At 66.0% G+C, this 13,101-nt stretch carries 11 protein-coding genes; 4 read left to right on the plus strand and 7 right to left on the minus strand.

Annotated features, from left to right (window positions below; translation table 11 throughout):
- On the minus strand, positions 1-1,347 hold the full coding sequence (locus SOM47_RS09370; protein ID WP_320505404.1) for a phosphohexomutase domain-containing protein: 1,347 nt from the start codon (positions 1,345-1,347) through the stop codon (positions 1-3).
- 93 nt (positions 1,348-1,440) lie between these two features.
- Positions 1,441-4,779, minus strand: coding sequence for a DEAD/DEAH box helicase (locus SOM47_RS09375; protein WP_320505405.1), 3,339 nt, complete (start codon positions 4,777-4,779; stop codon positions 1,441-1,443).
- 170 nt (positions 4,780-4,949) lie between these two features.
- Between SOM47_RS09375 and SOM47_RS09380 the strand changes: the two genes are divergently transcribed.
- Genes SOM47_RS09380 through SOM47_RS09390 form a run of 3 tightly spaced genes read left to right on the plus strand, consistent with a single transcriptional unit; the run spans position 4,950 to position 6,905 of the window.
- Positions 4,950-5,681, plus strand: coding sequence for a CoA transferase subunit A (locus SOM47_RS09380; RefSeq protein ID WP_320505406.1), 732 nt, complete (start codon positions 4,950-4,952; stop codon positions 5,679-5,681).
- 1 nt (position 5,682) lies between these two features.
- On the plus strand, positions 5,683-6,315 hold the full coding sequence (locus tag SOM47_RS09385; RefSeq protein WP_042613798.1) for a CoA transferase subunit B: 633 nt from the start codon (positions 5,683-5,685) through the stop codon (positions 6,313-6,315).
- Entirely contained in the window at positions 6,315-6,905 is a 591-nt protein-coding gene (locus tag SOM47_RS09390; RefSeq protein ID WP_320505407.1) for an alpha-ketoglutarate-dependent dioxygenase AlkB family protein, read from the plus strand. Before SOM47_RS09385 ends, SOM47_RS09390 begins: the two co-directional genes overlap by 1 nt.
- A 19-nt stretch (positions 6,906-6,924) precedes the next feature.
- On the opposite strand, the gene SOM47_RS09395 is transcribed toward SOM47_RS09390, so the two are convergent.
- The 5 genes from SOM47_RS09395 to SOM47_RS09415 all read right to left on the minus strand — a co-directional run bounded on the left by SOM47_RS09395 (position 6,925) and on the right by SOM47_RS09415 (position 11,495).
- Positions 6,925-7,881 (minus strand): glycosyltransferase family 2 protein, encoded by a 957-nt coding sequence (locus SOM47_RS09395; RefSeq protein WP_192084336.1) that lies wholly within the window; start codon positions 7,879-7,881, stop codon positions 6,925-6,927.
- Positions 7,882-7,972: 91 nt separating this feature from the next.
- Positions 7,973-8,617, minus strand: a complete 645-nt coding sequence (locus SOM47_RS09400) for an ABC-type transport auxiliary lipoprotein family protein (protein WP_042613807.1) — start codon at positions 8,615-8,617, stop codon at positions 7,973-7,975.
- Between the two features lie 5 nt (positions 8,618-8,622).
- A complete protein-coding gene (locus SOM47_RS09405; RefSeq protein ID WP_042613801.1) occupies positions 8,623-9,549 on the minus strand; it encodes an MlaD family protein in 927 nt (308 codons plus the stop codon).
- Positions 9,550-9,552: 3 nt separating this feature from the next.
- Complete coding sequence (locus tag SOM47_RS09410) at positions 9,553-10,380, minus strand: ABC transporter ATP-binding protein (RefSeq protein WP_320505408.1); 828 nt, start codon at positions 10,378-10,380, stop codon at positions 9,553-9,555.
- 2 nt (positions 10,381-10,382) lie between these two features.
- Complete coding sequence (locus tag SOM47_RS09415) at positions 10,383-11,495, minus strand: ABC transporter permease (RefSeq protein WP_320505409.1); 1,113 nt, start codon at positions 11,493-11,495, stop codon at positions 10,383-10,385.
- A 103-nt stretch (positions 11,496-11,598) separates the two neighbouring features.
- On the opposite strand from SOM47_RS09415, the gene SOM47_RS09420 reads away from it, so the two are divergent.
- The gene (locus SOM47_RS09420; RefSeq protein WP_042613803.1) at positions 11,599-12,858 is read left to right on the plus strand and encodes a threonine/serine exporter family protein; all 1,260 of its coding nucleotides are present in this window, start codon (positions 11,599-11,601) and stop codon (positions 12,856-12,858) included.
- The last annotated feature ends 243 nt before the right edge of the window (positions 12,859-13,101 follow it).

Below are 13,101 nucleotides of genomic sequence, written 5' to 3' on the forward strand. Positions count from 1 at the left end.
TTACTGCTGCAGCAGCGAGGAGATTTCGTCGGTACGCGACTGCAGCAGGGCCGCATCGCCGCGCGTTTCGACATTCAACCGCAGCAGCGGCTCGGTGTTGGAGCTGCGCAGGTTGAAACGCCAGTCACCGAAATCGGCACTGATGCCGTCTGTGTGGTCGAGCGCCGGCGCATGTGAGGCGAAGTGTTCCATCACGCGTGCCACAGATACCTTCGCATCGACTACCTTGAAGTTGATCTCGCCGCTGCACGGATAGGCCACCATGCGATCTTCAACCCAGTCGGCCAACGATCGACCGCTTTCGGAAACCAGCGCGGCGATCAGGAGCCAGGGGATCATCCCGGAGTCAGCGTAGGCGAACTCGCGGAAGTAGTGGTGGGCACTCATTTCGCCGCCGTACACCGCATCTTCGGCGCGCATCTTTTCCTTGATGAAAGCATGGCCACTCTTGCACAGCACCGGGATGCCGCCGGCCTGCTCGACCATCTCCACCGTGTTCCAGACCAGACGTGGATCGTGCACGACCTTGCCACCGGGATGGCGCTTCAGCGCGGCCTGGGCCAGCAGGCCGACCAGGTAATAGCCTTCAATGAAACGGCCGGTGTGGTCGAAGAAGAAGCAGCGGTCGAAGTCTCCATCCCACGCGATGCCGAAATCGGCGCCATGCTCACGCACCGCTTCGGCGGTGGCGGCGCGGTTTTCCGGCAGCAGCGGGTTGGGGATGCCGTTGGGGAAGTTGCCGTCCGGCTCGTGGTTGACCCGGATGAACTGCAGCGGCAGGTGCGGCGCCAGCAGGTCGACGATCGCGCCGGCGCCGCCGTTGCCGGCATTGACCACCACCTTCAGCGGCTTCAGCGCAGCGACATCGACGTAGGACAGCAGGTGCGCGATGTAGGCGCTCTTGTCGTGCTGCTCGCTCTGGCCGGCCTTGGGCGGCAGGGCAGCTGCGGTATCGGCTGCCACCGCATCGGAGATCGCGAACAGGCCGGTATCAGAACTGATCGGGCGCGCTTTCTCGCGCACCAGCTTCATGCCGTTGTAATCCATCGGGTTATGGCTGGCGGTCACCATCACGCCGCCGGCAGCGCCCAGATGATCGGTCTGGAAATAGACTTCCTCGGTACCGCACAGGCCGATGTCGATGACCTCACGCCCCGCGCCGCGCAGGCCCACTACCAGCGCATCCTGCAGCGCTGCGCTGGTCAGGCGCACATCGTGGCCGACGACCACGGTTCCCGGCTCCAGCTGGTCCGAGAGTGCCACGCCGATGCGCCGGGCCAGGTCTTCGTTCAGTTCGTCCGGCACGCGGCCGCGGATGTCATAGGCCTTGAAGGCGGGCAGGGGCATCGGTCACTCCATTGGGGGGTCCAGCCGCTTAGTTTATACGCCCATGTGTATGGGAATCGTTGTCAGGGCCGCATGCACCAGCACCGCAGCGAGTCATTCATGACCGCGCTTCGGCGTCCGCTTGGCCTTCTTCGCCGGCGCCCCGGGAAGCGGCTCCAGCAACGCCTGCAGGTCCTCCTCGCTGAACCCAGCCCCTGCCGCGCCGCCATTTTCCAGGATCGAATCGGCCAGCGCCGCCTTTCGCTGCTGAAGTTCGCTGATCCGCTCTTCGATGCTGCCGGCGGCGATCAGGCGGTACACGAAGACCGGCTTGTCTTGACCGATCCGGTGCGCCCGGTCGCTGGCCTGGTTTTCGGCCGCCGGGTTCCACCAGGGGTCGAAATGGATCACGGTATCGGCAGCTGTCAGGTTCAGGCCGACACCGCCCGCCTTCAGGCTGATCAGGAAGATCGGCACCTCTCCATGCATGAACCGGCGCACCGGGGTGGTCCGGTCACGGGTGTCGCCGGTCAAGGTGACGAACGCCAGTCCGCTCTTGTCCAAGGCCTGCGCGATCAGCTCCAGCATGCGCGTGAACTGGGAGAACACGAGGATGCGGCGTCCTTCCTCCACCATCTCCGGCAAGAGCGTCATCAGCAGGTCAAGCTTGGCCGAACCCTGCGTGCGCGGCGCGGCTTCACCGGGCAACAGGCGTGGATCGCAGCATACCTGGCGCAACTTCAGCAGTGCATCGAGCACGACGATGTGGCTCTTGGCCATTCCTTTGCCGGCGACGGCCTCGCGCACCTTCTCCTGCATCGCCGATCGCACTGTCTCGTACAAGTCGCGCTGGCCACCCTCCAATGACACGTGGCGGGTGATCACGGTCTTGGGTGGCAGCTCGGTCGCTACCTGGTCCTTGCGCCGACGCAGGATGAAGGGTCGCACCCGCTGCGCCAGCAGCTGCGCGCGTTGGCCGTCACCGCTGCGCTCGATCGGATGGCGCCAATGCAGGTTGAAGGTTTTCTCGCTGCCCAGCAGACCCGGCAGGACAAAGTCGATATGCGTCCACAGCTCGCCCAGGTGGTTTTCCAGTGGGGTGCCGGTCAGGCACAGCTGGTGCCGGCTCTGCAGCGTGCGCAGGGTGATCGCCGCGCGTGCCTTGGCGTTCTTCACCTGCTGGGCTTCATCGAGGATCAGCAGGTGATAGGCATGCGCCTGCAGCGCGGCCTCATCCCGCCACACCAGCGGATAGGTGGTCAGCACCAGGTCGTGGGCGGGAATCTGTTCGAACATCGCCTCTCGGGCAGGGCCATGCAGCACCAGCACGCGCAGACCGGGTGCGAAACGGGCGGCCTCCTCCTGCCAGTTGAACAGCAGGGACGTCGGCATGACCACCAGCGCGGGCCGGTCCAGCCGTCCACCTTCTTTTTCCAGCAATATGTGCGCCAGGGTCTGCAGCGTCTTGCCCAGGCCCATGTCATCGGCCAGGATGCCGCCCAGCTCCTGTTGGCGCAGGTACTGTAGCCACGCCAGCCCGTCCTGCTGATAAGGACGCAAGACGGCAGCCAGCCCGACAGGTGCCGCAACCGGTTGTGGCGTGGGTTCCTGCAACAGCCGCTGCACCATCGCGCCGGTATCGGTGGCGCCGCGCAGCTGCAGGCTCCCGGACTGTTGCAGGGCCTGCAGGCGTCCCCTGTCGCGTGTGGAAACACGCAGGGGTTCAGCGCCGTTGCCGAACAGGTCGCCGAGCAGGGTCACGACGGGCTTAAGCCGCCCCGCCTGGAATGACAGCGCTCCTGCCGTGGGCGAGGCGATCAGGATGCGCTCCTCGTCGTCGATGGCATCCAGCGCGCCCCGCGTCCAGCGCGGATCGGTCTGCAGCAACTGCGCCAGCATCGGTGCCAGCGGCACCGTCTGGCCATCGATTTCGATGTCCAGCGCTACGTCCAGCCAGCCAGCGCCTGTGTCATCGGGCTGCACATCCCAGAGCACGCTGTCCACCACGGTGATGCGGTGCCGGAAATCCTCCGGGACGGTGACCACCCACCCCAGTTCCTGCAGCCGGGGCAGCTCGCGCAGCATGAAGCTGCCCCAGTCGTAGGAGCGCAGGTGGAAGTGGGGTCCGGCCCCGCTGAGCAGCGCTGGCGACTGCGGATGGCGGTGAAGTCCTCTGCTGCGCAGCTCGTTTTCACGCCTTGCCTCTTCGGCCGTGTCGCGTGGCAGCAGCTCGATCGTTCCGTCCGCGCCGCGCACGAAGCGCGAGGGGTCATCGAGGTGCTTGAAGTGCTCGCCGTAGGCGAAGGAGACCGTGGCAAATTCCAGCCGCTGCATCTGACCTCTTCGCGCGCCCCACGTCTGCTGTTGCTCTTCGGTATGCAGCATCAGGTGCGGGACCATGCCATCCACCTGGGCGATGGGCATCGCATCGGCGGTGGCTGGCGGTAGGGGCAGGGCAGGGTCCAGCTGCTGGAGCATCTGCGCGGTAAGCGAATGTTCGTCGGGCAGCAGCGGTGGCAGCCCAAGGAAAGCGTCGGCGTCGGGGCTGGCCACCGCCAGTTGCAGCGGACCCGTCTCCCCGGTTCTCTCGTCCAGATAACAGGCGCACTGACCTTCTACCGCCCCGTCGGCGTTCCCGTCCACCTGCAGCACCGGCCGGGAGCATACGCCCAGCTGGCTGTCGGCCGCCTTCCACTCCAGGTGACCTGCGCGAGCGGGGCCCGCGCGCAGGGGCAGCAACTGCCGGGTGTCGGGGTGCTGTACCCAGCCATGGCCGGAGGCCAGGATCATGTCCAGCAACGGCTGCACGGCGACACGCCGGCCGCCCTTGCGCTGCTGGCGCAAACACAGCTGTCCGAGGACGGCGATGTCCTGTTGCGAGACGTAGCCGGGGGGATCGATGACCAGCTCCGGGGTAATCTCGAGCGGCTTCTCCCGCTCCAGCGCGCCGTCGGCCGTCCGCCGCATCCTGTACGCATGGATGCCGAGGCGGAACTGGAATATGGAAAGCACGAACGCAACGCTTTTTTGGTTCTGCTTTCCCATGCTCGATCCCGTGCGTGCAGCGTGCTGAGCATGCCATTCGGACAGACGGGTGAGCAGCTCTGCGCGAACCGGTTGCGCGTGCTGCGGTAACGGTGCCTCGATTTTCTCGTCTTCGCGATCCTCATCCGGCCCGTGCAGGGCACACAGCATGACCGCGGCCACATGCTTGCAGTTGTCACCTACCGGGCAGCTGCAGCGGCCGTGGAGGCGACTGTGGGGGCTACGAAGGCGTGCCTTGAGGTTGATCGTTACCCGATAAGGCTGGGGGGCAGTGCCGTCCACCTTGGCGCGCAGCAGGTCCCCCTCCGTGCGCAGGTCATGCACCCTGTCCAGGTAGCCGGCCGCCTTGCGGATCGTGCGCTCGTCGAGCCAGCGATGCAGATCATTTTCATCGAACAGGACGGACATCGGCGATGTTTCCAACAGGGCGGCATCTGGCCGCACATCGGGATGCAGGCGTGTCCGGGACCGCCAGTTTACGAGTTGCGCCCACTGCGGCAAATGCTGCGCCGCACCCCAGCCGGGGGTCGGGGTGCCGGTAGAATGCCGTCATCCTTACCGTGTGGGACAGCAACGCAATGGATAGTTCCGGTACCGGCAGCAAGCGCGATAAACGATATGCCAGCGCGGCGCTCGCCCTGCAGGGCGTGGTCGCCGATGGCCAGACCCTGGCGGTGGGCGGTTTCGGCCTGTGCGGCATCCCGGAGGCGCTGATCGCCGCGCTACGCGATAGCGGTGTCAACGGCCTGACGGTGATTTCCAATAATGCCGGCGTGGACGGTTTCGGCCTGGGCCAGCTACTGGCCACCCGCCAGATCCGCAAGATGATTTCGTCCTACGTGGGCGAGAACAAGGAGTTCGAGCGCCAGTTCCTGGCCGGCGAACTGGAGCTGGAATTCAATCCGCAGGGCACTCTGGCCGAACGCCTGCGCGCGGGCGGGGCCGGCATTCCGGCGTTCTTCACCGCTACCGGCTACGGCACGGTGGTGGCCGAGGGAAAGGAAACGCGTGAGTTTGATGGCCGCCACTACGTGATGGAAACCGCACTCCGCGCCGACGTGGCGCTGGTCAAGGCGTGGAAGGCGGACGAAGCCGGAAACCTGGTGTTCCGCCGCACCGCGCGCAACTTCAACCCGGCCTGCGCGATGGCTGGCAAGGTCTGCATCGCCGAGGTGGAAGAGGTGGTGCCGGTGGGCAGCATCGACCCGGATCAGGTGCACCTGCCAGGGATCTATGTGCACCGCATCGTGCACAACCCCACGCCCGAAAAGCGCATCGAACAACGCACCGTGCGCCAGGAGGCGAACTGACATGGCCTGGACCCGTGACGAAATGGCGGCGCGCGCTGCGCGCGAATTGACTGATGGTGCCTATGTGAACCTGGGCATCGGCCTGCCGACCCTGGTGGCCAACCACATTCCCGACGGCGTGGACGTCTGGCTGCAGTCGGAGAACGGCCTGCTCGGCATCGGCCCGTTCCCCACCGAGGCGGAGATCGACCCGGACCTGATCAACGCAGGCAAACAGACCGTTACCGCGCGTGCGGGCGCCAGCTATTTCGGCAGCGATGACAGCTTCGCGATGATCCGCGGCGGCCACGTCAACCTGGCCATCCTCGGCGCCATGCAGGTCACCGACAGCGGCGACCTGGCCAACTGGATGGTGCCGGGCAAGATGGTCAAGGGCATGGGCGGGGCGATGGACCTGGTGGCCGGCGTGCAGCGGGTGGTGGTGCTGATGGAGCACACGGCGAAGAACGGCGAGCACAAGATCCTGAAGGAATGCTCGCTGCCGCTGACCGGTGTCGGCGTGGTGGATCGCATCATCACCGATCTGGCCGTGTTCGATGTGACCGGCGACGGGCTGGTGCTGGTGGAAACCGCGCCGGGCGTTGAAGAGGCGGAGCTGGTGGAAAAGACCGGCGTGGCGTTCAAGCGAAGCTGATGGCCGCGCTGTTCCCGCAGGACCTGCCTGATGCTGATGTGCGCCACCTTGCGGGGTGGCTGCCCCCTGCGCAGGCAGGGGCCCTGCAGGCAGCGTTGCTGCGGGACATTCCGTGGGAAGTGCACAGGATCCGGATGTTCGGGCGGTTGGTGGATTCACCGCGGCTGAGTTGCTGGATGGGCGATCCGGATGCGCGTTACCGGTACTCCGGTGCAGACTTTCTGCCGCATCCGTGGGCGGATGTGCTGATGCCCGTTCGTGATCGATTGCAGGAGGAGTTGTGCGCGCCCTTCAACAGCGTATTGCTCAACCGTTACCGCAGCGGAACGGACAGCATGGGTTGGCACAGCGATGACGAGGCGGAACTGGGGCCGCAGCCGGTGATTGCTTCTCTGAGCTTGGGTGCTGCGCGCCGCTTCCTGCTGCGCCGTCGAGACCAGCACGCGGCCAAGGCAGAGTTCCTGCTTGCCGAGGGGGACCTGCTGGTGATGGCCGGTAGCACGCAGGCCCACTACCAGCACGCGTTACCGAAATCCTCGCGCGTGCACGGGGAACGCATCAACCTGACCTTCCGCTGGATCGGGAATTGACCAGGAACCCCTCAGCGGGTCAGCTGCGTACCAGATCGACTGCAGCGGACAGCAGCCCGCGTCCGAAGCGACCGTAGTTGCCCGACAGCAGTTCGCCCAACACTGCTGGAACCCGCTTGATAAGCGATCGCGGCAGGTTGCGGCGCTTGGCGATATGGCGCTGCTTGCGCTCGATGAGTTTCTGAAGGGGTTCCGGCGCATGCAGTGCGCGTAGACGTGCGAGCAGAACTTCGGAGAGATCCTGCTCAAGATGCTTCTGTCGCCTCGCTTGGGGCGATAAAGGATCATTGCCGCCCAAGCCGAGCTGGTTGCCGTCATGCAGCCGGTAGTCGATCAACGGGCGCTCCACGCTGTCGATCGTCCCGATAATGGCGGCCAGCGTGGCAAGCCACGCGTCGTGTACCCATCCCGAGCGCGGAAGGGGGAGCGCGTCCCGCAGAATACTGTTGCGGAGTGCCAAGGTGGCGCCGGTCACGAGGTCGCGCTGCAACAGGAGGTCGAGTCCAGCACCGCGATGCATTCGCCGCATCTGGCGTGCGCCCACTCCCAGCGAACGGAAAAGGCGCTGCGGAAGCACGTTCCCCTCGCCATCAATCAACCGCGCATCACTATGCAGCGCCAGCAGATCGGGGCGTCTTTCGAACTCGGCACAGAACCGCTCCAGCTTGTCCGCATGCCAGACATCATCCTGGTCGCAGAGGAAGATCACCTCGCCGGTGCAGGCACGCAGTGCGCCATCGAAGTTCAGCCGATAGCCGACGTTCTCAGGGTTTACCTGCAGGTCAACCATGATGCCCATTGCTTCAGCAACCGGCACGAACGCGCGCAGGATGTCGAGCGTACCGTCGCTGGAGACATCATCGCGGATCACGATCTGGTCCGGACGTTGGGTTTGCCACAGCAGGCTGTCCAGCTGCTCCTGCAGGAAGCGCTCGCCGTTGTAGGTGCAGACGGCAATGGACGTGGAAAGTGGCATCGGCAAGGTCACGGGACAGGCTGGCCTGGATTATGACATCGCCCGCCAAGAGCTGCCGGCCAGCGGCCGGCACGACCGACGCACCAACCAATCAGTGCAGCGAACCGCCGTCCGTATCCTTCTGCCCACTGCTCAGCGCCCAGCCCACCACATCGGCGGTCAGTGCATTCAGCCCCTTCTCGAACGCTGCAGTCACCGCCGGCACGTCGGTCGATCCCACCGGCAGTTCCTGGCGGAACGTCCGGTCGATCACCACGCGCTGGTCCACCACGTGGATCAGCTTGGCGTTGATCTCGATGACCACGGTCGGCGTCGGCTGGCCGCGGTAATCCGATTCAAAACGGCGGATGTCGGTGGCCAGCCGGTAATCGGCACGGATACCCGCCGCTGCCCGCCCGACGCCGGCGATCCGGCCGGAATCCTCGAAACCGCGCAGCAGGGCGTCTTCGATCATGTCGGTGGCCGGCTGCGCCCAGGTCGCGCCAGCGTAGATTTCCAGCTCCGAAGGGCGGGGACGCACGTTGATGCGCGGACTGTCGACCATGCGCGTGGCGCTCGGCTTGGACAGCACCAGCTGCCAATCCACTGTCGGCCAGGAGGGATCCACCTGCACCTGCACGGAAGGAGAATAGATGGTTACCGCGTTGCGGTCGCCACCGGACAGGATCGAACAGCCGGCCAGGGTGGCCAGCAGGGCAGCCGGCAGCAGCAGGCGCGTCACGGACAGGGAGGGCATGCGCTTCATTCGGGTTCGAACTCCTTCGGTGCGTCGCGGCCCAGCAGGTAGCGCGCGGGATTGTTCTCAAGGCGGTCGCTGACCCGGCGCAGGTCGCGGATCAGCCCGCGCAGTTCGGTCAGCGTCGGGCCGAGCTGGCCCAGGCCGTCGCTGGCGAAACTGTTGATGGCCGCCCGGTTCTCGCCGAGGATCGAATTGGCATTGCCGGCCGCCGAATCCATCTTGGTCATGGTGGCGTCCAGCTTCTCGATGATGCCCGGCAGCTCCTGCACCAGGTTCTGGTCCAGTCGCTGGATGGTCCCGTTGGTGGTCTTCAGGGTCTCGTCCAGGCTGCGCGCGGCATTGCGCGCGCTGAGCAGCAGCGCCTGGGTGCCCTGTTTCTGGTCGGCCAGCCCGCCGCTGATCGATTCGATATTGGCCAGCGTGGCATTGATCGCGGCCACGTTGCGGTCGCTCAGCACCTGGTCCATGCGCTCGACGATGCGGTTGGCCACGTCGGTGATGTTCTGCAGCGCCGAAGGCGTCGTCGGGATGATCGGCGCGGGATCGCGGTTGACCGAGGTCAGTGTCGGCGACTGCGGCGTGCCGCCACTGAGCTGGATGATCGACGGGCCGGTCAGGCTGGTGATCGCCAGCTTGGCGCGGGTATCGGTCTTGACCGGCGTGGTGGAGTTGAGGCGGATCTTGGCCACCACCTGGCGCGGGTCATCCGGGACCAGGTTGAGCTCGATGATCGACCCCACCGCGATGCCGTTGTACTGCACCGGGCTGCCCACGGTCAGGCCGGTGACCGCCTCGCGGAACACCACGCGGTATTCCTGCCAGGTGCGGTCGGACGAATACTTGGCTGCCCACAGGCCGAAGGCCAGCAGGGCCAGGCCGGTGATCAGGGTGAACGCGCCTATCAGCACGTAGTTGGCTTTGGTTTCCATGACTCAGGCACTCTCGGTCTGTTCGCCGCGCGCAGCACGTGCGCGGGGTCCGTGGAAATATTCCTGGATCCACGGATGGTCCAGTTTCTCGATGTCGGCCAACGGTGCATTGGCGACCACCTTGCGGTCGGCCAGCACCGCCACCCGGTCACAGATGGCATACAGGGTGTCCAGATCGTGTGTGATCAGGAAGACAGTCAGTCCCAGCGCTTCCTGCAGAGTCTTGATCAGGCGGTCGAAGGCCGCCGCGCCGATCGGATCCAGCCCGGCCGTGGGCTCGTCCAGGAACAGCAGCGGCGGGTCCAGGGCCAGCGCACGCGCCAGCCCGGCGCGCTTGCGCATGCCGCCTGACAGCTGCGAAGGCAGCTTGTTGATCGCATCGGCGGGCAGGCCCGCCAGCTTCACCTTCAGCAGCGCCAGTTCGTAATGCCAGCGCTCGGGCAGCTCGCGATGGTGTTCCTTCAGGGGTACCTGCACGTTCTCGCCGACGGTCAGCGAAGAAAACAGCGCGCCATCCTGGAACAACACGCCGGTATTGCGCTGGATGTGCAGGCGGCTTTCGCTGTCGCCACCGCGCGCATCGCGCCCCAGCACTTCAATCTGCCCTTCATCCGGGTTGCGCAGGCCGAGGATGGAGCGCATCAGCACCGATTTGCCGGTGCCCGAGCCGCCGACCACGCCGAGGATCTCGCCGCGCCGCACGTCCAGGTCCAGGCCTTCGTGCACGGTCTGGCTGCCGAAACGGTTGACCAGCCCGCGCACACGGATGGCCAGCTTCGATTCGTCCTCGCCGGGGGCGTCGTGGATTTCGTGGGTGCGTTCGTCGTTCACCGTCACCAGCCCATCTGCATGAACCACAACGCAGCGAAGGCGTCGAGGATGATCACCAGGGAAATGGCCTGGACCACGCTGGAGGTTGTGCGCTCGCCCACCGACTGCGCGGTGCCCTCGACCTTCAGGCCTTCCAGGCAGCCGATCAGGCCGATCACCAGCGCGAACACCGGGGCCTTGGCCAGGCCGACCAGCATGTTGCGCACTTCCATCGTGTCGTACATGCGCGCGATGTACATCTGCGGCGGGATATCCAGATCGAAGGCGCCCACGGTGATGCCGCCGGCCAGGCCGGCGATCATCGCGATGAAGGTCAGCAGCGGCAGGGTGATCAGCAGGGCGACGATGCGCGGCAGCACCAGCAGGTCCATCGGATCCAGGCCGAGCGTCTTCATCGCGTCGATTTCCTCGCGCGCCTTCATCGCACCGATCTGCGCGGTGAACGCGCTGGCGGTACGGCCGGCCAGCACGATCGCGGTCAGCAGCACGGCGAATTCGCGCAGGAAGGCGATGCTGACCAGTTCGACCACGTAGATCTCCGCGCCGAAGTCGCGCAGGATCGTCGAACCGAGGAAGGCGATCACCGCACCGACCAGATAGGAAAGCAGGGCCACCAGCGGCACCGCATCCAGCCCGACCTGCTCCATCTGGTGCACGGTGGCGGTCAGGCGGAAACGGCGCGGCTCCTTCAGCAGGCGCGCGCCCTTGACCAGGCTTTCGCCGAGGAAGCTGGCCAGCGCCACGATGTTCTGGCCGGTCGCGTGCATGCTGCGGCCAAGCCGATCCAGCGCGGCCAGCACGCCGAAATCCCGTTTCGGCCTGGGCCGGTCGTCGGCGACCTCTTCGATGGTGCAGACCAGGGCCTGGTGGTCTTCGCGGAACTGCAGCGCGTCCTGCCCCAGGTCGGCACGGTGGGCGACGCGCAGCAGTTGCAGCACGCCGGCCGAATCCAGTTGTTCGATGCCGGTGGCATCGATGGCGGTCAGCCCCTCGGGAACCTCGCGCAGCACCTCGGCGGCCTGAAGGGCGGTATGCAGCGTCCAACGACCGGACAGGCGGATGCGGCCCGGTTCATTGGCATCGCGTTCGATCCGGGGATTCTGGTCGGAGGTCATGGTCGGCATCAAGGATGCAGCATAGCGTGTGCATGTCGCATGCAGCGTAGGTCCTGTCCGAATGTCCTTCTGCCCGGGCCGGGGCTGGGTAATACTACCGCGCATGCCTGTAGACGCCTCCCCGATTGCCTCGCCCCCCGCCACCTATGCGCAGCGCGTGGCGTTCGTCTGTGAGATCGCCGGGCGCCTGCACAGCTACGGCACCACCGCCCAGCGCCTGGAGGCTGCCGTGGTGGCCCTGGCCCAGCAGCTGGGGTTGGATTGCGAGCCCTGGTCCAATCCGACCGGGATCATCCTGAGCTTCAGCGATCCGGCCAAGGCGATTGGTTCCAGCGACATCACCCGCGTGATCCGGCTGGCACCTGGCGAAAACGATCTGCATAAACTCAGCGTCGCAGATAGCATCGCCGAAGATGTCGCAAACGGCCGGATGAGCCTGGCCCAGGGACACACCGCGCTGCGCCAGCTTGACGCCGATCCCGGGCTGCGCGGAAAGGTCAAGGAAGTGCTGTCCTACAGCCTGGGCGCGGCCGGCGTGGCCGGTCTCTGGAAACTGCCGTGGCTGGACATCGGCACCGCTGGCGCGATCGGGCTGCTGATCGGCCTGCTGGGGCGCTGGACCGGCAAACGCGCGGCGACCAGGGAGGCCAGTGAAGCGCTGGCGGCGCTGTTGGCGGGGCTGGTCGCTACGCTGGTGGCCACCTACGTGGGCGCGCTCAACCTCAATACCGTGGTGATCGCCTCGCTGGTGATCCTGCTGCCGGGTATGTCCCTGACCAATGCGGTGAACGAGCTGGCCAGCCAGCACTGGGTGTCCGGCACGGCGCGGGTGGCCGGGGCGCTGACCACCATCATGAAGCTGACGGTGGGCGCGATGATCGCGGTGACGCTGGCCGATGTGATCGGGCTGGACCCGGTGGTGCGCGCCTCGCGGCCGCAGGGCGCGTGGGTGGAGTGGTCGGCACTGCTGATCGCGGCGGTCGCCTTCGCGATGCTGTTCAAGGCCAGCCGGCGCGATTTTCCGTGGGTGCTGGCGGCCTGTGTGGCCGGCTATGCGATATCGAAATTCGCTGGGCATGCGTGGGGTGCGCCGGCGGGTATCTTCCTTTCGGCGATGCTGCTGACGGCGGCGGGCAACCTGTTTGGACGGCTGGTGCAGCGGCCAGGGGCGATCATCCGCCTGCCGGGCATCATCATGATGGTGCCGGGTAGTACCAGCCTGCGCGGGGTGCTGACGCTGGTGCAGCAGCAGGATGTCGGGGCGGGGCAGGGGGTGTTCCTGACCGTGTTGAATGTGGTGATGGCGCTGGTGGCGGGGTTGTTGTTTGGAAACCTGCTGATTCCGGCGCGGAAGACGTTGTAGTCGTTTGCTGGCGAGCGGGTGGCAGGTTGAACGGCGTCGGGGTTGGCGTCGGGCGGGTGGGATCTGTAGGACACGCCGCAAGTACGTCCTTGTAGGCTGCATCGCCGCATCCATGCGGCTCAGCGTCCTGCAGACCCCACCCGCCCGACGCCCTGACAGTTTCCCGGTGCTGCCGGCCCGCGCTGAAGATAAAAAAGGTGGGGCTGTGGTGGGTGACGACCGTTGGTCGTCACGCTTTCGCGA

The sequence above is a fragment of the Stenotrophomonas sp. CFBP8980 genome, assembly GCF_034046095.1.
Classification (GTDB): domain Bacteria; phylum Pseudomonadota; class Gammaproteobacteria; order Xanthomonadales; family Xanthomonadaceae; genus Stenotrophomonas; species Stenotrophomonas lacuserhaii.